Raw genomic sequence first — 22,449 nt, 5'->3', positions numbered from 1 at the left:
TCCGCCAGTCAGGCGACGGCGCGCTTATTCAGCGACGACGACGATCTTGACGGTAGCTTCGACGTCGGTGTGCAGGTGCACTTCGACATCGTATTCGCCAACGCTGCGCAGCGCGCCGTTGGGCAGGCGAACTTCGCTCTTGTCCAGCTCGACGCCAGCGGCGCTGACGGCTTCGGCGATGTCGCGGGTGCCGATGGAACCGAACAGCTTGCCTTCGTCGCCGGAGTTGGCAGCGATGGTTACGGTCAGGTCAGCCAGCTTGGCGGCACGGGCGTCAGCCTCGGACTTCTTCTCGGCAGCCTGCTTCTCGAGCTCGGCGCGACGAGCTTCGAAAGCCTCGACGTTGGCAGCGGTGGCTGCGGTAGCCTTGCCCTGCGGCAGCAGGAAGTTACGGGCGTAGCCGCCCTTGACGTTCACTTTGTCGCCCAGGTTGCCCAGATTGGCGATCTTTTCCAGCAGGATGACATCCATTGAGTCTTTCCTCTTAACTTTTAACCTTCACCGTCCGCGGGCCCCTGCGGCTCTTGCGCAGACCGCCCACGGAAATCGAACACGCTATCGATCACAGCCAGAATCACCAACAACGGATAGATCAGCTGCCCGAACAGCAGCAGCGTCACGTACAGCCCCACCAGCCAGAATCCTGCCAGGCGCTTGGCCGCCACCAGCCCGTGCAGCAGGGCGATGCCGGCAAAGGCCAGCGGCACGCTGCACAGCGGCGTCAGCAGGCCAAGCCCGCTGCCCAGGTTCGGCGCCAGCACCAGCAGGGCCAGAAGGCCGAGCGCGATGGCCGGACGCAGACGCAGGACGCGAAATTCGCGACCGAACCCCTGGGGGTTGTACAGCGCCGCCTGCCAGTAGCGCCCGAGCATCAGGCACAGCAGGCAGGTGATCTGGAAGAACGCCGCCATCAGGCCGGTCAGCACGGGCAGCAGCAACTGCTGCAACTGCGCCTGCTTTTCCGGCGGCAACTGCGCCGCACTCGGGCCCAACACCTGGGGCAGCAACCGGCGGATTTCCTCCGCCAGTTGCGCGATGCCCTCGGCATAGACCTGCCCCAGCACCAGGGCGAAAACCAACCCCAGCGGGACACTGGCCAACAACACCCGTGTCCAGGACCGGCTCTGGCGCAAAATGGCCGCCAGCAGCGTCGAACCCAGCAACACCAGCACGATGCTGGCATCACCCAGATACAGCCAGAACAGCGCCGGCAGCAGGGCCCAGACCAGCACCCCGGCCGCCGCGGTGGGTCCCCGGCGCAACAGCACCAGGCTGCCACCGGCAGCGGTCATCCAGTACAGCAGCGGCACGACTGCACCCAGCACCACCACGAGGGTGGCTTGAGTACGGCCGCGCATGATGAACTCAGCCAGAGGCCGCATGCCGTGTTTATCCGTTATTCGTGATCAGGCGTCGATCAACGACCGTGGCTGTCGGTGTAGGGCAGCAGGGCCAGGTAACGGGCACGCTTGATGGCGGCGCCCAGCTGACGCTGGTACTTGGCCTTGGTGCCAGTGATACGGCTCGGGACGATCTTGCCGGTTTCGGAGACGTAGGCCTTCAGGGTGTTGAGATCCTTGTAGTCGATCTCTTTCACGCCTTCGGCGGTGAAACGGCAGAACTTACGACGACGGAAGAAACGTGCCATGACAATGATTCCTCGCTAGATCCAGATTACTCGGCGCTGTCGGCGTCGTCGGAGTTGCCTTCGGCGGACTCGGACTCGGACTCGGCAGGACGCTCGCGACGCTCGCGACGCTCGTTGCGGTTTTCTTCGGCCTTGAGCATCTCGGATTGACCGGTGACGGCCTCGTCACGGCGCAGGATCATGTTGCGGATCACGGCGTCGTTGTAGCGGAAGTTGTCTTCCAGCTCGGCCAGGGCCTTGGCGCTGCACTCGATGTTCATGAGTACATAGTGAGCCTTGTGAACGTTGTCGATGGCGTAAGCCAGCTGACGACGGCCCCAGTCTTCCAGGCGATGGACTTTGCCACCGTCTTCTTCGATAGCCTTGGTGTAGCGCTCGACCATGCCGCCCACCTGTTCGCTCTGGTCCGGATGAACCAGGAACACGACTTCGTAATGACGCATTTAATGCTCCTTACGGGTTGCAGCCTGCCGCGGAAACGCGGTCAGACAAGGAGTGAATAGTTCGGATGACTTGCCCTGCGGAATGCGGACGCACTCCGGGCAAGGGGCAACATTCTAGAGAAGGGCGCCGGAGGGCGCAACCGCAGGCATGTCCGGCGCGACCGCCGGACAACCTCAGGCACTCAGCGTTGCACGTCGGCCAGGGCCTGGCGGATCTTGTTCAGATCGTAGGGCTTGATCAGCACCCCGACCCGCGCTTCCATGCCCGGCTCGCGCTCGAAGGCATAACCCGAGGCCACGACGATGCGCAGCGTCGGATCCATCGCCAGGGCGCGCCGGGTCAATTCGATGCCGGACATGCCGCCCAGCCCGATATCGGTGAACAGCACATCGTGTTCGCGCTGCGGCAGCAACTCCAGGGCAGCCTCTGCCGAGGCGACCGCCGTGACCTGATGGTCCAGCTCCTCGATGACTTCGGTGGTCAGCATGCGCAGCGTGGCATCGTCTTCGACGAGCAGCACTCGCAAGCCTACCGGCTCTTGGATCTCCTGACTCACGCGGGCATCCTCTTGTTGACAGGCCTCACGCCGGGCTTTCCCGGGGCGAGGCCGGTATTCTGCGCACTGCAGCGCGATTCGTATAGTGCGATACGCACTGCGTCGGTACCCAGACGTTTCCTAGCGTGGACTACCTGGGCGCAGAGGTGCGTCTTTGACGCACGGCCTCGAACAGGCAGACCCCGGTCGCCACCGAGACATTGAGACTGCTGACGCTGCCAGCCATGGGCAGACGGGCCAGATGATCGCAATGCTCGCGGGTCAGACGGCGCATGCCCTTGCCCTCGGCGCCCATGACCACCACGGTCGGCCCACTCATGTCGACGTCGTAGATCTCCTGGGTCGCCTCACCGGCGGTCCCGACGATCCACAGGCCGCGCTTCTGCAGCTTTTCCAGGGTGCGCGCCAGGTTGGTAACCGCCACCAGCGGCAACACCTCGGCAGCACCACAGGCCACCTTGCGCACTACGGCGGTCAGGGTAGCCGACTTGTCCTTGGGCACGATGACCGCCAGGGCCCCGGCGGCATCGGCGCTGCGCAGGCAGGCACCGAGGTTGTGCGGATCGGTCACGCCATCGAGTACCAGCAGCAGCGGCGGTCCTTCGGCCCGGTCGAGCAACTCCTCGAGCATGGCCTCGCCCCAGACCTGGCTCGGACTGACCTGGGCCACCACGCCCTGGTGCACACCCTCGACCAGCTCATCGAGCAAGGCCCGCGGCTTGCTTTCCACCGCCAGACGCTGACCGGCGGCCAGCTCCAGCAGCGTATCGACCCGCGGCTCACGCCGCCCTTCGGCGATCCACAGCTGCTTCACCCGCCGCGGATGGAAGCGCAACAGCGCTTCCACGGCGTGGATACCGTAGACGGTCTCCAGCTGGCTCATGCGTCATCCTTGGGGCGCGACTGACCCTTGCGATGGGGCTTCTTCGCCTTGGTCTTGGTCTTGCCTTTGGCTGCAGCCTTGGCCTGGCCTTCGGCCTTGGACTTGCCTGCCGATTTCTTCTTGGCACTTGCAGCCTTGGCCTTCTTGACCTTGGCATCCACCGCCGCAGCCCCTTCGGCAGCCGCCCCTTTATCCTGACGTGCTGGTGCGGTACGGCTCTTGGCCGTGTCGCTGGCCTTGCCCTTGTCGCTATTACCTTTGGCCTTGGCCTTGGCTTTGCCTTGGGCTTTGGGCTTGCCGCCCTCGACCTTGGCTTCGGCCAGCAGCGCCTGCTTCACCGCACGACTACGTCTGACGTCGGTATTACCAAGCAACGGGTCGTCCTGCTTCGGCGCTTCTGGCGAAGTCACCTCAACCGAGGCTGGCATAGACGCCTCGGCGTCCTGCTTTCGCCCCGCAGCGGCCGCGCGCCGACGGGCGCTGCGCGAGCGCCGCGGTTCGGACTCCGACTCCGGCGAAACGCTTGCAGGTGTTGCCTCGACCGCCGCGGCGACCCCCTGCTCCTGCGCCGGCGCACCACGACGACGACCGTTACGCGAAGGGTTGGGCTGCTGCTCAGACTTCGCCGAAACGGTCTCGACCGCAGCCTCGGCAACCGGGACGACGCTCGATTCCTGTGACGGCGCGCCACGACGACGGCCGTTACGCGAAGAACTGGACTGCTGCTCAGACTTCGCCGAAACGGGCTCGACCGCAGCCTCGGCAACCGGGACGACACTCGATTCCTGCGCCGGCGCGCCACGACGACGGCCGTTACGCGAACGGCGAGACCCTCGCTCTGGCGCCGGGGAGACAGACTCGCCCGAGGCTTCGGCAGCCGGAACAGCGCTTGGCTCCTGCGCTAGCGCTGGCGCTGGCGCACCACGGCGACGGTTGTCGCGCTTGTTGCGCGGCTCGCGCTCTTCCCGCACGCGTGGCGCCCCGGCACTGGCCGGCAGCACGAAGTCGATCTTGCGCTCGTCCAGATCGACGCGCGCCACCACCACCTCGAGGGGATCGCCCAGGCGATAGCTGCGACCGCTGCGCTCACCGGAGAGGCGATGGTGGACGCTGTCGAAGTGGTAGTAGTCGTCGGGCAGCGCGGTGACATGCACCAGACCCTCGACGAACACCTCGGACAATTCGACGAACAGACCGAAGCCGGTCACCGCGGTGATGACGCCGGCAAAGGTCTCGCCGACGCGATCCTTCATGAACTCGCACTTGAGCCAGTTGGAGACGTCCCGCGTGGCTTCGTCAGCGCGGCGCTCGGTCATGGAGCACTGCTCGCCGAGCTGATCCAGGCGCAATTCGTCATAGGGATAGATGCGCGCCTTGGCCATGCTCGTCGCGCCTGCGCGCTTGACGTGCTTGGTCTCCAGCTTGGAGCGGATGACGCTGCGGATCGCCCGATGCACCAGCAGATCCGGATAGCGCCGGATCGGCGAGGTGAAATGGGTATAGGCCTCGTAGTTGAGACCGAAGTGACCGTTGTTGTCCGGGCTGTAGACCGCCTGGCTCAGCGACCTGAGCATCACCGTCTGGATCAGCCGGAAGTCCGGCCGCTCGCGGATCTGCTGCAGCAGCGCCTGGTAGTCCGACGGCACCGGATTGGCCTTGCCCTTGGTCAGCGACAGCCCCATCTCGCCGAGGAACTGACGCAGGTTGGTCTGCTTTTCCAGGGGTGGCGCATCGTGCACCCGGTACAGGGCCGGCACCTTGTGCTTCTCGAGGAACTTGGCAGTGGCCACGTTGGCGCACAGCATGCATTCCTCGATCAGCTTGTGGGCATCGTTGCGCTGGGTCGGGCGGATCTCGGAGATCTTGCGATCGGCGCCAAAGACGATGCGAGTGTCCTGGGTGTCGAAATCGATGGCCCCGCGGACATGACGGGCAGCCAGCAGTACCTTGTACAGACTGTAGAGCTGCTCCAGGTGCGGCACCACCTCGCCGAGCTGCTTGCGCAACTGCTTGCCTTCGGCCGACTTGGGCTGCTCTAGCACCGTGGAGACCTTGTTGTAGGTCAGGCGCGCGTGGGAGTGGATGACCGCTTCGTAGAACTGGTAGCCGGTCATGCGCCCGGAGCCGGCGATGGTCATCTCGCAGACCATGGCCAGGCGATCCACCTGCGGATTGAGCGAGCAGAGCCCGTTGGACAGGGCCTCGGGCAGCATGGGAATCACGCGCTCGGGGAAATACACCGAGTTGCCGCGCTTTTCCGCCTCGGCGTCCAGCGCCGAGCCGACCTTGACGTAGTGGGAAACGTCGGCGATGGCGACGTAGAGCCGCCAGCCACCGGACTTCTTGGCCTCGGCATAGACGGCATCGTCGAAGTCACGGGCGTCTTCGCCATCGATGGTCACGAAGGGCAACTGGCGCAGGTCGATGCGCTTCTGCTTGTCCTTCTCTTCCACCTCGGGCTTGAGCTTGGCGGCTTCCTTCTCGACGGCCTTGGGCCATTCGTTGGGGATGTCGTAGCTGCGCAGCGCCACCTCGATCTCCATGCCCGGCGCCATGTAGTCGCCGAGAATCTCGACCACTTCGCCCTGGGCCTGGCGGAAGGTGGTGGGCCATTCGTCGATGCGCACCTGCACGAACTGGCCGTGAGCGGCGCCGCCGTGCTTGCCTTCGGGCACCAGCACCTGCTGGCCGATCTTGGGATTGTCCGGCACCACGTAGGCCAGGCCGCTCTCCTGGAAGAAACGACCGACCAGGGATTCGTGTGCCCGGGTGACCACCTCGACCAGACCGCCTTCGCGACGACCGCGCCGATCGTGACCGGCGACCCGCGCCAGGGCGATGTCGCCGTCGAACACCAGGCGCATCTGCGCCGGGCTGAGGAAGAGGTCGTCGCTGCCGTCGTCGGGGATCAGGAAGCCGAAGCCATCGCGATGGCCGGCAATGCGTCCGCGCACCAGATCCAGCTTGTCGATGGGCGCATAGGCACCGCGGCGGGTGTAGATCACCTGACCGTCGCGCTCCATGGCGCGCATACGCCGCCGCAGGGCTTCGAGCTGGTCCTCGGTGACGAGACCGAATTCCTCGGCCAGCTGCGGCCGTGTGGCCGGGGCGCCGCGATCGGCAAGATGAGCCAGAATGAGTTCGCGACTCGGAATGGGGTTATCGTACTTTTCCGCTTCCCGGGCGGCCTCGGGATCGAGGGATTGCCAATCGGCCATCAGTCTGGGGTTACCTTCTAAGTCTGGGTTCGGTAGGAACTGCCATAACGCCTATTGAAACGTGAAAACCGCACAATAGTTAGCCTGGCATGCTCAATAAAAATATTTTTCACAGCAGGGGTTTACAAGCAAACGCCCCCTGAGTAAAGTGCCGCCCCACGACGTCGGGAGCAATCACGACGCCGGAGATGAGCAATCATCGCCTTGAGTGCCCAGGTGGCGGAATTGGTAGACGCACTAGGTTCAGGTCCTAGCGGTGGCAACACCGTGGAAGTTCGAGTCTTCTCCTGGGCACCACTCATTATAGTTGATCGATTTGCAGATCGGTCGACGAAAAGCCGGCGCTAGCCGGTTTTTTAATCCTGAAACCCGCAAGGGTGACGGGAAGCGATCAGAAGTCGCGCTGCAGGCCCAGGTGGCGGAATTGGTAGACGCACTAGGTTCAGGTCCTAGCGGTGGCAACACCGTGGAAGTTCGAGTCTTCTCCTGGGCACCAATACCAAGCGGACGATCCCCGATCGGACGCAACGAAAAAACCGGCTTCGGCCGGTTTTTTCTTGCCCGCGAAAAGGCGCGGGCCCTCCCCTACGCCTTGAATTGTCCCAGACTGCCGCGCAGCTGGGCGGCCAGTTCCGCCAGGGTACGACTGCTGTCCGCAGTGGCCGCCACGGACTCGGCGGCACGCAGCGCCTCGCCATGGATGACCTCGACTCGCTGGCGCACCGCCGCGGCACCCGCCGCCTGGCGCTGGGCGGCCTGGGCCGCCGTGCTCATGCTGGCATGCACCTGATCCACTGCGCGATGGACATCCTGCTGGATGCGCTTGCTGTCACGCAGCACGGCCAACCCGCTGCTGGCCTGCTGCCGTGCCTCGCCTATGGCGGCGACGGCCTCGCGCGCCCCTTCCTGCAGTCCGGCGATGTGCGTACGGATGCTGCCGGTGGATTCCTGAGTCTTGCTGGCCAGCGCCCGCACCTCGTCGGCGACCACCGCGAAGCCACGCCCGCTCTCGCCGGCCCTGGCTGCCTCGATGGCCGCATTGAGCGCCAGCAGATTGGTCTGCTCGGCGATCCCGCGGATCACATCCAGCACCACCTCGATCTGCTCGCTTTGCGCGGCCAGCCGTTCGATCACCTGGGCGCCCGATTCGACCTGGGTCACCAGCCCCTCGATACCTTCGGCCACCTCGGTGGCGATCCGGGCGTTGCTCTGGGCAGAGCTGCGGATGGCCTCCACCTGCTGCAGCGCGCCCTGCATGGCCAGGCTTTCGCCCTCGGCCTCCGCGGCGATGCCGGACAAGGCCTCCAGGCTGCGGGCCACCTCTTCGCGCTGACGCAGCGCTGCCGCTTCGGCGGTGGCGCTGCTGCCGGCCAGGCCACGGATTTCCTCGCCGGTACGTGCGGCGACGCCATGGGCCTCGCCCACCAGCGGCTGCAATTTGGCCAGGAAGCGATCGACCGCCCCACCCAACGCCTGGATTTCATCGCCCTGCCCCAGCTGCAGGCGGCGTGTCAGATCCCCCTCCCCGGCCGCCAGATCGTCCAGCGCCCGCTGCAGCACGCCGATCCGGCGCAGCACCCGCCGCCCCAGCACCAGCGCCACGGCCACGACCATCACCACGCCGACCACGATCAGCCCCAGGGCGATCTGCCAGCGCAGCGCGCCCGCCAGGGCGGCGACCGTCTCACCGGCATTGCGACTCATGGCCAGGGCGGCCTGACGGGTACCTTCCAGACGCGTCGCCAGGGTCGCGGCACTGCCCTTGGCGGCTGCCGTCACGCTGTTGGAGACCAGACCGCCGGCGTCGTCGACCAGGGTCTTGAAACTCTGGTCCAGGGCCGCGCCAGTACGCGCGATGACCTGGGTGGAAAAGCCCACCACCACCTTGCCGATTTCCACGCCGTTGGGACTGATGGAGGCATCCACGCGATAGACCGAGGGATCGCGGGTCGCAGCATCCAGCACCTTGGCCAGGGCACCCTCGCCCTGCCCCATGGCGAGCAGGCGCGCCACGCGCTCATCCTGACGATTGAGATAGCGGGTCAGGTTCTGGCCCTGGGCATCCTGGAAGACCACGAACAGCACCTCGGGATTGCCCTGCGCCCGGCGCGCCAGGTCGGACAGCGCCGGCACATCGGCATCCCACATCGCCTTGGGCGCCACACCCGCCAGCAACTCGGCCAGATTCTGCGCATTGCTCTTGAGGGTGGCGGTCAGGGTTTCACCCACCTGCTGCCGCTCGCGCGCCAGGCGTTGCGCAAGCCCCTCGGCCAGCCGCGCGCGGGTCTGCCCGGCCAGCTCGGCAAGACTGCCATCCACCTCGCCACCGGCCTGGCGCAGGGTATCGGCGAGCTGCTCGGATTCACCGGACAGGCGCGCCGCCAGACCGGACTGCAGGCCCTTCACCGCACCCTGGGTCAGCCAGAGCGCCAGGCCCACCTGGAGAACGACGGCAAGCAACAGACTGACGAATACCGGCAGCAATAGACGGCTGCGCAGCAGCGACAAGAGAAACGACATGGGGGTCTCCAGCGGCGAGGGACATTTACAGGCTGTCGGCCAACTCGAGAAGAGCTGGAGCCTCAGCGATAAATAGTCATAGCAATATGCTGGCCATTTCGGACCAGCGGCCGTCCCCGACCTACCAGCGTCTCTCGCACCCCGAAAACAGAAAAGCCCCGCGGGGCGGGGCTTTTCCGACTGCATCCTTTTAGCGCATCAGGCGAAAGGATGGCGCAGCACGATGGTTTCCTTGCGATCCGGACCGGTCGAGACGATGTCGATCGGCGCCTCGACCAGCTCGGCGATACGGCGGATGTAGGCCTGGGCGTTGGCCGGCAGCGCCTCGAGGCTCTGGGCACCCACGGTGGATTCGCTCCAGCCCGGCATATCCTCGTAGACCGGCTGCAGACCGGTGTAGCTGTCGGCGTCGGTAGGCGCCTCGGTCAGCAGATTACCGGCGGCATCCTTGTAACCGGTGCAGATGCGCACGGTTTCCAGACCATCGAGCACGTCCAGCTTGGTCAGGCACAGGCCGGAGATGCTGTTGATCTCGATGGAGCGACGCAGGATCACGGCATCGAACCAGCCGCAACGGCGCGGACGACCGGTCACGGAGCCGAATTCGTGGCCCTGCTTGGCCAGGTAGGCACCGGTCTCGTCGAACAGCTCGGTCGGGAAGGGACCGGAGCCGACGCGGGTGGTGTAGGCCTTGGTGATGCCGAGGATGTAGTCCAGGTACAGCGGACCCACGCCGGAACCGGTCGCCACGCCACCCGCGGTGGTGTTGGAACTGGTGACGAAGGGATAGGTGCCGTGGTCGATGTCCAGCAGGGTGCCCTGGGCACCTTCGAACATCAGGTTCTCACCGGCCTTGCGCAGCTCGTGCAGGCGGCTGACGACGTCCATGACCAGCGGCTGCATGACCTTGGCGTGCGCCATGGCCTCGTCGTAGGTCTTCTGGAAGTCCACCGGCGGCTCGTTGAAGTAGTTCTGCAGGACGAAGTTGTGATAGTCCAGCACCTCCTTGAGCTTGACGGCGAAACGCTCCGGGTGGAACAGATCGCCGACACGCAGACCGCGACGGGCGATCTTGTCTTCGTAGGCCGGGCCGATGCCGCGACCGGTGGTGCCGATCTTGGCTTCGCCACGGGCCTTCTCGCGGGCCTGATCCAGGGCCACGTGATAGGGCAGGATCAGCGAGCAGGCCGAGCTGATGCGCAGGCGCTCGCGCACCGGCACGCCGCGCGCTTCCAGCTCGCCGACTTCCTTGAACAGGGCTTCCGGCGACAGCACCACGCCATTGCCGATCAGGCACTGGGTGTCGGCGCGCAGGATGCCCGAGGGAATCAGCCGCAGGATGGTCTTCTGGCCATCGATGACCAGCGTGTGGCCGGCGTTGTGACCGCCCTGATAACGCACCACGGCAGCGGCCTGGTCGGTCAGCAGGTCCACGATCTTGCCCTTGCCCTCATCACCCCACTGGGTGCCCAGGACGACGACGTTCTTACCCATAACCTTATCCCCTGTCAGGAAGATTTCTGTCGGCCAGGCCGACGATGCTCACGTTCACCCGGATGCCAGATCCGGTGCTTAGGAATTCAAGGGCACCACGACCCAGGCGCCCTGCTGCTCGACCAGGCGACGATCGCAGCCCGAGCTGTGCAGCTGGTCCGCGTCGTCATAACCGGTGGCCTGGACCACCCGCTCGCCCGCGGCGCGCAATTCGCGCACCGCCTGCCAGAGCACCGGCGCATGGCCAGCCGGCGCCCAGATGCCGCGACGTGGTTCGTCGAGCACGGCGGTGCCCAGCTCGACGAGGGTCTTCAGATCGGTGGAAAAACCGGTGGCGGGACGCGAACGCCCGAAGTCGGCACCGATGTTGTCATAGCGACCACCCTGGGCGATGGACTGCCCGGTGCCCGGCACGAAGGCGGCGAAGACCACCCCGGTGTGGTAGTGATAACCGCGCAGCTCGCCCAGATCGAAATACAGCGGCACGCCCGGGAAACGACCCTTGAGCGATTCGGCCAGAGCGATCAGCTCGTCCAGCGACTGCAGGACGCCTGCGGGCGCACCCGCCAGCCGCTGCCGGGCCTGGTCGAGCACCGCGGCATCGCCGCTGAGCTCAGCCAGCGACCGCAGCCAGCCGCGCTCGGCGGCGGGCAATTCGGCGGTCAGCTCGGCGATCTCGTCCACCGCCTTGCGCTGCAGGGCATCGAACAGCTGCTGCTCGCTGGCGCCGGAGATGCCGGCCGCCTGGCACAGCCCGCGATAGATCCCCACGTGCCCCAGATCCATGTGGATATCGGGCACCTGGGCCTGCTCGAGCACATCGAGCATCAGGCTGATGACTTCCAGATCCCCTTCGCTGCCGGGCACGCCATAGAGCTCGGCGCCGACCTGGATCGGGCTGCGCGAGGTGGACAGGGCACGGGGACGGGTATGCAGCACGCTGCCGGCATAGCACAGCCGGCTTGGGCCGCTCTGCTTGAGGCTATGGGCCTCCATGCGCGCCACCTGGGGCGTGATGTCGGAGCGGAAGCCCATGAGGCGACCGGAACTGGGATCGGTCACCTTGAAGGTGCGCAGCTCCAGCTCCTTGGCCGCGCCGGTGAGCAGCGATTCCAGGAATTCCAGGTGCGGGGTGATGACGAACTCGTAGCCCCAGCAATGGAACAGTTCCAGCACCCGGCGCCGAGCGCCTTCGATGCGCGCCGCGTCGGGCGGCAGGATTTCCTCGATACCGTCAGGCAGCAGCCAGCGGTCTACCGTAGCCATTAGGCCTCTTCTCCATGTCATGGATCGGCACGCGGCTGCCGAGGTCGGCGCAGTGGACTCCTGGAGAATCCTGCCGCCGGATCAAGCCGCTCTGCCGTGGATTGCTACCCGGATCAGCCAGGGCGTCGCCCTTCCACGGGTTTCGTACGGACGCAAAAAAGCCGGGGATGGCCCCGGCTGATTCATGATAACACGAAAAAATCGGCGATCGGGGATGAACGACGAGCGAAGCCTAGTCGCCGCTCATCCCGGACCTCACTGCCCCGGACTCTGGAAATACTTGAAGAAATCGCTCTTCGGATCCAGCACCAGGACATCGCTCTTGCTGGAGAAGCTGGAGCGATAGGCCTGCAGGCTGCGATAGAAGGAGAAGAACGACGGATTCTTCGAGTAGGCCTGGGAATACACCTGGGCCGCCTGGGCATCACCCTCACCGCGAGCCTGTTCGGCCTGGCGATAGGCTTCGGCCAGCAGCACGCGGCGCTGACGATCGGCGTCGGCACGGATGCCTTCGGCCAGTTCGCGACCCTTGGCGCGGTGCTCACGGGCCTCTCGCTCGCGCTCGGTACTCATCCGCTCATAGACGCTGCGGCTGACTTCCTTGGGCAGGTCGATGGCCTTGACGCGCACGTCCAGCACCTCGATACCCAGCTCCTGGTTGGCCATCTTGTTCAGCGCCGCGGTCAGCGAGCCGACCATGGCATCCCGCTCACCGGAGACCACCTCGTGCAGGGTGCGACGACCGAACTGGTCACGCAGTCCCGCTTCCAGGCGGCGCAGCAGGCGTTCGTCGGCGATCTGCTTGAGACCCGAGGTCGCGGTGTAGTAGCGATCGGCATTGAAGATGCGCCACTTGGCGTAGGCATCGACCATCACCGCTTTCTTTTCCAGCGTCAGGAAACGCTGCGTCGGGGTATCCAGCGTCTGCAGGCGGGCATCGAACTTGCGCACCCGGTTGACGTACGGGATCTTGAAGTGCAGGCCGGGCTCCAGGTTGGGCTCGACCACGCGACCGAAGCGCAGCATTACCGCGCGCTCGGTCTCCTTCACCACGAACAGACTGCTCCAGGCCGCAAGGCCCAGAACGACCACGACGATCAGCGCGGCCAGCGATTTGTTGCTCATCAGCGGCTCTCCCTCGTACGCGCTTCGGTGGACTGCGGCAGATTGCGAATGACCGAGGCCGCCGTGTCGCTCGATGCCGCCGGGGCAGCACCGCTGCTGATGGCCGAGGTCGGTGCCGGGGCACGGTTCTGCATCAGCTTGTCGAGCGGCAGGTAGAGCAGATTCTGGCCGGCCTGACCGGTAACCATGATCTTGCTCGACTGGCCAAGCACTTCCTGCATCGTCTCGATGTACAGACGCTCACGGGTCAGCTGCGGATTGGCCGCGTACTGGACCGCCAGCTGGCTGAAGCGCGAGGCATCACCCTGGGCACGGGCCACGACTTCGTCGCGATAGCCGTTGGCTTCCTCGATGATGCGCTGGGCAGCACCGCGAGCCTCGGGAATCACGCCGTTGGCATAGGCTTCGGCCTGGTTCTTCTCGCGCTGCTCGTCCTCGCGAGCACGGATCACGTCGTCGAAGGCTTCCTGAACTTCGCGCGGCGCCGCGGCGCTCTGGATGTTCACCTGGGTCACGGTGATGCCGGTGCCGTAGGTGTCGAGGAAGCGCTGCAGACGCTCGCGCACATTGGTGGCGACCTGCTCGCGGCCGTCGGTCAGCAACTGATCCATGGTCGAGGAGCCGGCCACGTGGCGCACGGCGCTGTCGGTCGCCTGCTGCAGGCTGACCTCGGGCTGGTCAACGTTGAGGACGAAGTCCTTGAGGTTGGTGATGCGGTACTGGACCGTCAGCGGCACCTCGACGATGTTCTCGTCCTGGGTCAGCATGGCGCCCTGCTTGCTGTAGGCCCGCTCACGGGTCACGTTTTCCTGGTACTTGGTCTCGAAGGGCGGAAAGTAGATGTTCAGGCCGGGCCCTACCGTCTCATGGTATTTGCCCAGGCGCAGCACCACCGCCTGCTCCTGCTCGTCCACGACGTAGACGGCGTTGTACAGCCAGAGCGCGCCGACCAGCAGTACGCCCAGGAGCAGCAAGCCCTTGCCACCACCCGAGCCGAAACTGTCGCCGCCACTGCCGCCGGACCGCTTCTTGCCGCCGACCAGGCGGTTGATGCGGTCCTGAAACTTACGCAAGGCTTCGTCGAGATCCGGCGGCCCCTTGCGTCCACCATTGCCGCCACCATTGTTGTTGCGGCCGCCCCAGGGGTCTTGATTGTTCGAGTTGCCACCGGGCTCGTTCCAAGCCATAGCGCTCTCCCTACTGATAACGCGAAAACGCGCCGAAATGGCGCGCCGACCAATGCTACCGGATGGTCCCTGCCCGAACAAAAGCGCCGAGCGGGGGTTTATTGCAAAACATGTTGCTGGATAAAGACTTCCGGTTCTTCACCGGCCCGGCTGAGCAGTCGATTGAGTTCGGCGCGGGGTACTCGTACAGACAACAGGATGTTGCCTTCGTCATCATGATCGTCCTGGCGAACCACGCCCAGGTCAAACAGTTGCGCGCGCAGCCGGGCATGCCGCTGAGGCAGGCGCAGCACGCCGACGAAGAGATCCTCGCCAAGCAATTCGGCGACGGCCTGACCGACCAGCTCCAGACCGCGACCCTCGCGCGCCGACACCCAGACCCGGATCGGGCGTCCGGTTTCGTCGTCGCGCTGGATATGCGGCTCGACCCCGTCGAGCAGATCGAGCTTGTTGTAGATTTCCAGCATCGGCAGCTCATCGGCGCCGATCTCGTGCAGCACCGCCTCGACCTGCTCGATCTGCAGCTGGCGATCGTCCTCGTGGGCATCGATCACGTGCAGCAACAGGTCGGAGTTGCTGGATTCCTCCAGGGTCGCGCGAAAGGCCTCGACCAGCTTGTGCGGCAGATGGCGGATGAAGCCCACGGTATCGGCCAGCACGATCGGCCCCAGATCCGGCAGCTCCAGACGGCGCAGGGTGGGATCGAGGGTGGCGAACAGCAGGTTGGCCGCGTAGACGCCGGATTCGGTCAGGCTGTTGAACAGTGTGGACTTGCCGGCGTTGGTGTAGCCGACCAGGGACACCGAGGGGATCTCGGCACGGCGGCGCCCGCGACGGGCCTGCTCGCGCTGGCTGCGCACCTTGTCCAGGCGCTGGCGGATCTGGCGGATGCGGATCCGCAGGAGACGGCGGTCGGTCTCCAGCTGGGTTTCACCCGGACCGCGCAGACCGATACCGCCCTTCTGCCGTTCGAGGTGGGTCCAGCCGCGTACCAGCCGCGTGCTCATGTGCTCGAGCTGGGCGAGCTCCACCTGCAGCTTACCCTCGTGGGTCCGGGCGCGCTGGGCGAAGATATCGAGAATGAGGCCCGTGCGGTCGAGGACGCGGCACTCGAAAGCTTTCTCGAGGTTGCGCTCCTGACTGGGCGTGAGGTCATGGTTGAAGATGACCAGATCGGCGGCATGGGCGTGCACCTGATCGTGCAGTTCCTCGACCTTGCCGGTACCGATGAGATAACGCGCGGTCGGCTGGCTGCGATTCACCGTGACGAAAGACACGGTCTCCGCACCCGCCGATCGCGCGAGTTCGAGAAACTCCTGAGGATCTTCGCGCGCCTCGGGATGCAGGCCTTCCAAATGGACCAGAATGGCCCGCTCACCACCTTCGTGACGCTCGAAGAACAACAGGGCGCTCCTCTTGTTATTTATTCGCTATCCGACTCGCTCGTCTCGGAGCTGGGCAGACGGACCGGGCGGCTCGGCACCACGGTGGAGATTGCATGTTTGTAGACCATCTGGCTTACGGTGTTCTTGAGCAGAATCACGAACTGGTCGAAGGACTCGATCTGACCCTGCAGCTTGATACCGTTGACGAGATAGATGGAAACCGGAACGCGCTCTTTACGCAGGGTGTTCAGGTAAGGGTCTTGTAGCGAATGCCCTTTTGACATCGTGTCGCTCTCCTAAGGAAATGAAAATACCGATCTGGCGACATGCCAGTTTCCGCTGCCCACCATGGACACGCGGACAAAAACGATTCAGCTGTGGGGCGATATGGTGTCACCGGCCAGGCATTTCAAGATCCGCGGCAGATTGTCACAAGCCAGGCTGTCGAAGGTGTGCGCGGCGGGCCAGCCACGCAACCAGGTCAACTGCCGCTTCGCCAATTGCCGCGTCGCCGCAACGCCACGCGCCACCATCTCTTCCCGGGTGCAATCCCCTTCCAGGAACTCCCACACCTGACGATAGCCTACGGATCGCATGGACGGCAGACCAGGATGCAGATCGGGACGTTCCCGCAAGGCTGAAACTTCGTCGATGAAGCCCTGTTCCAGCATCAGATTGAAGCGCTCGGCGATACGCGCATGGAGCACCTCACGCCGACCGGGCGCCAGGATCAATTGGGCAACAGTATAGGGCAATTGCGTCTGGGGCGCGCCGTTCGAATCGGCATTGGCGCGCATTTGCAGCGCGCGATGCGCGGTCATCGACTGGCCGCTGACGCGATACACCTCGAGGGCGCGCAGGAGCCGCTGGGGGTCGTTGGGATGGATGCGCGCGGCCGACTCCGGATCGACCTCGGCCAGTTGACGATGGATCTCGCCCCAGCCCGCCGTGGCCGCCAGCGCCTCGATCTCGGCGCGCACCCCGGCATCGGCACCGGGCATGTCGGCCAGACCTTCGAGCAGGGCCTTGAAGTAGAGCATGGTGCCGCCCACCAGCAGGGGGATGCGTCCGGCCGCGGTGATCTCGACCATGGCCGCCAAGGCATCGGCACGAAATTCGGCGGCGGAATAGCTCTCGGCGGGATCGCGGATGTCCACCAGCCGGTGCGGATGGGCGGCCAGCACCTCGGCGTCAGGTTTGGCGGTGCCTATGTCCATGCCGCGATAGATGAGCGCCGAGTCCACGCTGATCAGCTCTATGGGCAGCAGCCGTGCCAGTTCGATGGCGAGATCGGTCTTGCCGGAGGCGGTCGGCCCCATGAGGAAGATGGCGGGCGGCAGGGGGGCGGTCATGAGGGATTCTCGAAGGGCGCCGCGCAGGACACGGCGGGGCGGTCAGCGGCCGCGCAGGAAGAGTTTGTCCAGGTCGTCCAGGCTGAGCTGGGCCCAGGTGGGCCGACCGTGGTTGCACTGGCCGCTGCGCTCGGTGGTTTCCATGTCGCGCAGCAGGGCATTCATCTCCGGCAGGGTCAGCCGCCGGTTGGCGCGTACCGAGCCATGGCAGGCCATGGTGCCGAGCAATTCGTTGAGGTGCGCCTGGATGCGATCGCTGGTGCCGTAGTCCAGCAGGTCGGCGAGCACGTCCTGCACCAGCCGCGCGGCCTGGGCCTGCTTGAGCAGCGCGGGGATCTGCCGGATGGCCAGGGTCTCGGGACCGAGCCGCTGCAATTCGAAGCCAAGGCGCTCGAACCACTGGCCGTGTTCTTCGGCGCAATCGGCCTCGCGCTCGCTGACCGCCAGGGATTCCGGCACCAGCAGCGGCTGACCGCGCAGGCCTTCGCTGGCCATGGCCACCTTGAGCCGCTCGTAGGTGATGCGCTCGTGGGCGGCGTGCATGTCCACCAGGATCAGGCCCTGGGCATTCTCGGCGAGGATGTAGATGCCCTTGAGTTGCGCCAGGGCATAGCCCAGCGGCGGTACGTCGCCCTGCTCCACCGGCAGGGACGCGGTGTCGGCACCCTCAGGCAGCGGCGCGAAGAAAGCCTTGTAGGCGCTCTGCACCTCGGCCACCGGCGCGCCCGCATAGGGCTGCGGGGTGGGCGCGTAATGCGCGGCGCCACCGGATCCGCCGCCACCGGCGAAGGGCTGGGCCGGCGGCGCAGGGCTGTCGTGCAAGACGGCGGCGGCCAGGCGCATCTCGCCCTGGGGGCCGAATTCACCGGCGGCCGGACCGCTCAGCGGCGCCGGTGCCGTGGGCGCCACCACGGCGAGCTGGTCGTCGGGCCGGATATCGCCGAGGGCGCGGTGCAGGGTGCCGTAGAGGAAGTCGTGCACCTGACGGCTGTCGCGGAAACGCACCTCGTGCTTGGTGGGATGGACGTTGACGTCCACCACCGCCGGATCCACTTCCAGGAACAGCACGAAGGCCGGATGGCGACCGTTGTAGAGGACGTCGCGATAGGCCTGGCGCACCGCGTGGGCGACCAGCTTGTCGCGCACCATGCGGCCGTTGACGTAGAAGTACTGCAGATCCGCCTGGCTGCGCGAAAAGGTCGGCAAGCCAACCCAGCCCCACAGGCGCAGGCCGTTGCGCTCGTGCTCCAGCGGCAGCGCCTGTTCGAGAAAGGCCGGGCTGCACACGGCACCGACCCGCCGCCCCTGACTCTGGGGATCGCTCGCCGGATGCAGGGCCAGCACGCTCTTGCCGTTGTGTCGCAGATGAAAACCCACGTCGAAGCGCGCCAGCGCCAGGCGCCGCACCACTTCCTGCAGGTGATCGAATTCGGTCTTTTCGGCGCGCAGGAACTTGCGCCGCGCCGGGGTATTGAAGAACAGGTCGCGCACCTCCACCGAGGTGCCCTGGGGATGGGCGGCGGGCTGTACCCGTGGCTGCATCTCGCGGCCCTCGGTCTCCACCTGCCAGGCCTGGTCCTCGCCGCGAAAGCGCGAGGTCAGGGTGAGGCGCGATACCGAACTGACCGACGCCAGGGCCTCGCCGCGAAAGCCCAGGCTGGTGACGCTTTCCAGTTCGTCCAGGTGATAGATCTTGCTGGTGGCATGGCGCGCCAGGGCCAGGTGCAGGTCATCCGCCGGGATGCCGTGACCGTCGTCGCGGATGCGCAGCAACTTCACCCCGCCCTGCTCCACCTCGATGTCGATGCGCCGGGCACCGGCGTCCAGGCTGTTCTCCAGCAGCTCCTTGGCCACCGAGGCGGGGCGCTCGACCACCTCGCCGGCGGCGATCTGGTTGGACAGCCGCGGGCTGAGCAGCTGGATGCGCCGGGGTTCAGTCATTGCTGGCCGCCAGTTCGTGGGTGGGGATGGTCAACACCTGACCGGAGCGGATGCGATTGCCGCGCAGCCCATTGGCGGCGCGCAGGGTGGAGAGGTCGACATCATAGCGACGGGCGATGAGGCTCAGGCTTTCGCCCGGCTGCACCCGGTGCTGATCGAAGCCACGCACGCTGCCGACCTTGTCGCCCCGCTGCTCGCGCTGCCAGGCCAGGTAGGTGCCTGGCGGCGGACGATGCTGGAAGTACTGCACGATACCGGCCTGGATCTGCCGGGCGAGCAGGCCCTGGTGCGCCGGACTGGCCAGCTTGGCCGATTCGTTGGCATTGGTGATGAAACCGGTCTCTACCAGAATCGAGGGGATGTCCGGCGACTTCAGCACCATGAAACCCGCCTGCTCCACCCGCGAATGCAGGAGCTTGGTCGCGCGCCCGACCTGACCGAGGATGGTCTGGCCGACCTCCAGGCTGGAGGCCACGGTGGCCGTCATGGATAGGTCCATGAGCACCCCGGCGAGCATCGGGTCCTTGTTGTCCAGGGCATCGGACACCCCACCGACCTGGTCGGAGCGGTTTTCCGCATCGGCCAGCCAGCGCGCGGCCTCGGAGGTGGCGCCGCGCTGGGACAGGGCGAAGACGGTGACGCCCTCGGCGCTGGCGCTGGGCGCGGAGTCGGCATGGATGGAGATGAACAGGTCGGCACCCTTCTTGCGGGCGATGACCTGTCGTTGGCGCAACGGGATGAAGTAGTCGCTGGTGCGGGTCAGCTCGGCGCGAAAGCCCTTCTGCCGGTTGAGATTGGCCTGCAGCTGCTTGGCGATGGCCAGCACCACGTTCTTCTCGTACAGCCGGCCGCGGCCGATGGCGCCCGGATCCTCACCGCCATGACCGGGGTCGATCACCACCACCACGTCGCGCTTGCCACTGGGGCTGGAGGGCAGACGAGTCGCCGGCTGGGCCGGGGTCACCGGGGTGGCCGGCAGATTGGGCGTGACGGTGGCGGGGATGTCGCTGGCGGCTGGATCGGTGCCCTGGTCGTAGAGATCGACCACCAGGCGATTGCCGTATTCCTTGTTGGGCGCCAGGGTGAAACTCTTGGGCGTCAGGGCACCCTTGGTGTCCAGCACCAGGCGCACCTCGCCCGGCGAGCGCTGGGCCGCGCGCAGGCCGGTGATGGGCGTATTGCGCAGCGGCTTTTCGTTCAGCCCACCGTCGAGCTGCGCGCCGGACAGGTCGATGACGATGCGATCCGGGGCACTGAGGGTGAAGACGCTGGCCTTGACCGGGCCGGTCAGATCGAACACCAGACGGGTATTGTCGGGCGCACGCCAGACGCGCATGCCCTTGATCTGGGTGGCGGCCAGCAACTGACTGCTGAGAATCAACAACAACAGGCCGAGTCCCGACCTGAAAAAACACTTGCGCATGCCTGCGACCGTATAGCTGGAGAACGAAGGATCGGCGCCTAGGGCGCGAGGGCGGCGCACCAGGCCTCGCCGTGAGCGCCCTGGCTGACCAGGCGTAGATCACGGCCGTCGGCGCGTGGCGTAATGGTAATGTCCAGGTCGGGCTTTGGCAAAAAGCCCTGACCGCGCTCCGGCCATTCCACCAGGCACAAGGCCTCGGGTGTGAAGTAGTCGCGAATCCCCATGAACTCCAGCTCTTCCGGATCGGCCAGGCGGTAGAGGTCGAAGTGATAGACCGCGCCACTGGCCAGTTCGTAGGGCTCGACCAGGGTGAAGGTGGGGCTCTTTACCGCCCCGGTGTGGCCGAGACCGCGCAGGATGCCCCGCGACAGGGTGGTCTTGCCGGCACCGAGATCGCCGTGCAGATAGAGCACGCCACGACCCCCACTGGCCTGGGCCAGGCGGGCACCCAGGGCATACATGGCGTCTTCGTCGGCGGCGTGCAGGGTCAGTTCAGGCATGGCTGGAGTTCCTCGAGCAACTGGCGGGCGACCGGGGGCAGATCGCTGGCGGCGAGACCGCGGCCCTGGCGACCCAGCTCGGCGCCGGCACGGCCGTGCAGCCAGGCACCCAGGCAGGCGGCCTCGAAGGGCGCCTGCCCCTGCCCCAGCAGGGCGGCGATGATACCGGTGAGAATGTCTCCCAGGCCACCCGTGGCCATCGCCGGATGCCCCTCGCCGCACAGCGCCATGCGGCCGTCCGGGTGGGCGATCAGGGTGCCGAAGCCCTTGAGCAGCGCCACGCCGCCGTAGCGCCGCGCCAGTTCGCGGGCGCTGCCGGGGCGATCGGCCTCGATGTCCTTGATCGAGACCTCCAGCAGCCGCGCCGCTTCGCCGGGATGGGGCGTCATCACCCAGGGCCCGCGTGGCGCCTCGACCACGCCGGCGGCCAGCAGGTTGAGGGCGTCGGCGTCCCAGACCTGGACGACGTCCAGCGTCGCGGCGGCACTGGCCAGGGCCTTGCCCCAGGCGCCCTGGCCCAGGCCCGGCCCGACCGCGAGCACATCGGCCTTCTTGGCCAGCTCCAGCACGGCGAAACTCGAATGCACCCCGGCGACCATCACTTCCGGCCGCCGCGCCAGCACCGCGGTGACATTGGACGGCCGAGTCGCCAGGCTGAGCATGCCGACGCCGCAGCGCAGCGCCGCCTCGCTGGTCATGATGGCCGCGCCACCGGTGCCTTCGTCGCCGCCGATCACCAGCAGATGACCGTATTGCCCCTTGTGCGCATTGAGCGGACGCGCCGCCAGGCGCGGCAGGTTGCCGGGCGCCAGGCGCTGGGCGGTGGCATGAGCAGGATTCTGCGGCTCCTCCATCAGCGGCTCGAACACCAGACTGCCGACGTGATCCGGGCCCTTGCCGGTGAACAGTCCGAGCTTGAGGCCGATGAAGGTGATGGTCAGATCGGCGCGCACCAGAGCGCCCGCCGCAGCGCCGGTGTCGGCATCCAGTCCGGAGGGAATGTCGATGGCCACCACCGGCAATTCGCTGGCGTTGATCCGTTCGATGGCCGCGGCATAGGGCTCGCGTGCGGCGCCCTTGAGCCCGGTGCCCAGCAAGGCATCGACCACCAGCCCCTCCAGGGGAGCGTCCGCGCGCCAGGGCTGGATGTCCACGCCGGCGGCCAGCGCCTCGGCATGGGCCAGAGCAGCATCGCCCTGGAGTCCGGCCGGATCGGCCAGGTGCCAGACCCGCGCCTGCCAGCCGGCCTTGCGCGCCAGCGCAGCGACCAGATAGCCGTCGCCGGCATTGTTGCCGCCGCCGGCCAGCACGCAGAGGGCGCCGGCATGGGGCCAGCCGTGGCGCAACGAGCGCCAGGCCGCGGCCGCCGCGCGTCTCATCAACTCGAGACCGGGCAGACCGCCGGCGATCAGTTGGGCGTCGAGATCCCGTACCTGCTGGGCGCTGTAGAGCTGGAACGGCAGTTCGTCGTGCATGCTGGGAAAGCCTCCGGAGTCTGGCAAAATAG

18 protein-coding genes, 2 tRNA genes and 2 pseudogenes are annotated in these 22,449 nt (G+C 66.3%); 2 read left to right on the top strand and 20 right to left on the bottom strand.

What is annotated here, in order from left to right; all coding sequences use genetic code 11:
• Positions 1–24 precede the first annotated feature (24 nt).
• The 7 genes from rplI to rnr all read right to left on the bottom strand — a co-directional run bounded on the left by rplI (position 25) and on the right by rnr (position 6,749).
• Positions 25–471 (bottom strand): 50S ribosomal protein L9, encoded by a 447-nt coding sequence (rplI, locus tag PVZ77_RS15425; RefSeq protein WP_158896715.1) that lies wholly within the window; start codon positions 469–471, stop codon positions 25–27.
• 20 nt (positions 472–491) lie between these two features.
• Complete coding sequence (locus PVZ77_RS15420) at positions 492–1,382, bottom strand: hypothetical protein (protein ID WP_273808174.1); 891 nt, start codon at positions 1,380–1,382, stop codon at positions 492–494.
• A gap of 35 nt (positions 1,383–1,417) precedes the next feature.
• Entirely contained in the window at positions 1,418–1,648 is a 231-nt protein-coding gene (gene rpsR / locus PVZ77_RS15415) for a 30S ribosomal protein S18 (protein WP_059316384.1), read from the bottom strand.
• A 26-nt stretch (positions 1,649–1,674) separates the two neighbouring features.
• Entirely contained in the window at positions 1,675–2,091 is a 417-nt protein-coding gene (gene rpsF / locus PVZ77_RS15410; RefSeq protein WP_007161146.1) for a 30S ribosomal protein S6, read from the bottom strand.
• A 182-nt stretch (positions 2,092–2,273) separates the two neighbouring features.
• The gene (locus PVZ77_RS15405; RefSeq protein ID WP_007161147.1) at positions 2,274–2,648 is read right to left on the bottom strand and encodes a response regulator; all 375 of its coding nucleotides are present in this window, start codon (positions 2,646–2,648) and stop codon (positions 2,274–2,276) included.
• A 130-nt stretch (positions 2,649–2,778) separates the two neighbouring features.
• Complete coding sequence (rlmB, locus tag PVZ77_RS15400) at positions 2,779–3,531, bottom strand: 23S rRNA (guanosine(2251)-2'-O)-methyltransferase RlmB (protein ID WP_273808176.1); 753 nt, start codon at positions 3,529–3,531, stop codon at positions 2,779–2,781.
• Positions 3,528–6,749: a ribonuclease R gene (gene rnr / locus PVZ77_RS15395; protein ID WP_405046261.1), complete on the bottom strand. Its 3,222-nt coding sequence runs from the start codon at positions 6,747–6,749 to the stop codon at positions 3,528–3,530. The genes rlmB and rnr overlap by 4 nt, the downstream gene beginning before the upstream one ends.
• Positions 6,750–6,959: 210 nt before the next feature.
• Between rnr and PVZ77_RS15390 the strand changes: the two genes are divergently transcribed.
• Both PVZ77_RS15390 and PVZ77_RS15385 read left to right on the top strand, forming a co-directional pair.
• Positions 6,960–7,046: transfer RNA gene (locus tag PVZ77_RS15390), tRNA-Leu, on the top strand.
• Positions 7,047–7,158: 112 nt separating this feature from the next.
• Positions 7,159–7,245 (top strand) — tRNA-Leu (locus tag PVZ77_RS15385).
• An 89-nt stretch (positions 7,246–7,334) separates the two neighbouring features.
• Here the strand turns inward: PVZ77_RS15385 and PVZ77_RS26120 are convergent.
• The 13 genes and pseudogenes from PVZ77_RS26120 to PVZ77_RS15325 form a co-directional block, all read right to left on the bottom strand.
• Positions 7,335–7,850 (bottom strand): annotated as a pseudogene (locus PVZ77_RS26120) (methyl-accepting chemotaxis protein); the annotation flags it as partial.
• A 342-nt stretch (positions 7,851–8,192) separates the two neighbouring features.
• Positions 8,193–8,363, bottom strand: a pseudogene (locus PVZ77_RS26115) (HAMP domain-containing protein); the annotation flags it as partial.
• A 1,104-nt stretch (positions 8,364–9,467) separates the two neighbouring features.
• Positions 9,468–10,763 (bottom strand): adenylosuccinate synthase, encoded by a 1,296-nt coding sequence (locus PVZ77_RS15375; RefSeq protein ID WP_273808178.1) that lies wholly within the window; start codon positions 10,761–10,763, stop codon positions 9,468–9,470.
• Positions 10,764–10,841: 78 nt separating this feature from the next.
• Complete coding sequence (locus PVZ77_RS15370; protein WP_273808179.1) at positions 10,842–12,029, bottom strand: ATP phosphoribosyltransferase regulatory subunit; 1,188 nt, start codon at positions 12,027–12,029, stop codon at positions 10,842–10,844.
• Positions 12,030–12,284: 255 nt separating this feature from the next.
• The gene (hflC, locus tag PVZ77_RS15365; RefSeq protein ID WP_017642910.1) at positions 12,285–13,154 is read right to left on the bottom strand and encodes a protease modulator HflC; all 870 of its coding nucleotides are present in this window, start codon (positions 13,152–13,154) and stop codon (positions 12,285–12,287) included.
• Positions 13,154–14,341: an FtsH protease activity modulator HflK gene (gene hflK, locus PVZ77_RS15360; protein WP_158891391.1), complete on the bottom strand. Its 1,188-nt coding sequence runs from the start codon at positions 14,339–14,341 to the stop codon at positions 13,154–13,156. The genes hflC and hflK overlap by 1 nt, the downstream gene beginning before the upstream one ends.
• 98 nt (positions 14,342–14,439) lie before the next feature.
• The gene (gene hflX, locus PVZ77_RS15355; protein WP_158891393.1) at positions 14,440–15,744 is read right to left on the bottom strand and encodes a ribosome rescue GTPase HflX; all 1,305 of its coding nucleotides are present in this window, start codon (positions 15,742–15,744) and stop codon (positions 14,440–14,442) included.
• A 20-nt stretch (positions 15,745–15,764) separates the two neighbouring features.
• Positions 15,765–16,010, bottom strand: a complete 246-nt coding sequence (hfq, locus tag PVZ77_RS15350; protein WP_007161156.1) for an RNA chaperone Hfq — start codon at positions 16,008–16,010, stop codon at positions 15,765–15,767.
• An 87-nt stretch (positions 16,011–16,097) separates the two neighbouring features.
• Positions 16,098–17,078: a tRNA (adenosine(37)-N6)-dimethylallyltransferase MiaA gene (gene miaA / locus PVZ77_RS15345; protein WP_273808181.1), complete on the bottom strand. Its 981-nt coding sequence runs from the start codon at positions 17,076–17,078 to the stop codon at positions 16,098–16,100.
• Between the two features lie 42 nt (positions 17,079–17,120).
• The gene (gene mutL, locus PVZ77_RS15340; protein ID WP_273808182.1) at positions 17,121–19,019 is read right to left on the bottom strand and encodes a DNA mismatch repair endonuclease MutL; all 1,899 of its coding nucleotides are present in this window, start codon (positions 19,017–19,019) and stop codon (positions 17,121–17,123) included.
• On the bottom strand, positions 19,012–20,442 hold the full coding sequence (locus tag PVZ77_RS15335) for an N-acetylmuramoyl-L-alanine amidase (protein ID WP_273808184.1): 1,431 nt from the start codon (positions 20,440–20,442) through the stop codon (positions 19,012–19,014). Before PVZ77_RS15335 ends, mutL begins: the two co-directional genes overlap by 8 nt.
• 38 nt (positions 20,443–20,480) lie before the next feature.
• Positions 20,481–20,942, bottom strand: coding sequence for a tRNA (adenosine(37)-N6)-threonylcarbamoyltransferase complex ATPase subunit type 1 TsaE (tsaE, locus tag PVZ77_RS15330; protein ID WP_273808185.1), 462 nt, complete (start codon positions 20,940–20,942; stop codon positions 20,481–20,483).
• Positions 20,930–22,417 carry an NAD(P)H-hydrate dehydratase gene (locus PVZ77_RS15325; protein WP_273808186.1) on the bottom strand — a complete coding sequence of 496 codons (1,488 nt, stop codon included), beginning with the start codon at positions 22,415–22,417 and terminating at the stop codon, positions 20,930–20,932. Before PVZ77_RS15325 ends, tsaE begins: the two co-directional genes overlap by 13 nt.
• Positions 22,418–22,449: the final 32 nt, after the last annotated feature.

The sequence above is a fragment of the Pseudomonas sp. SHLD1 genome (genome assembly GCF_028640935.1).
In the GTDB taxonomy this organism is placed as follows: domain Bacteria; phylum Pseudomonadota; class Gammaproteobacteria; order Pseudomonadales; family Pseudomonadaceae; genus Chryseomonas; species Chryseomonas aestiva.
The sequence above is the reverse complement of the archived record's forward strand: the minus strand, read 5'-3'. Positions and strand labels throughout refer to the sequence as shown.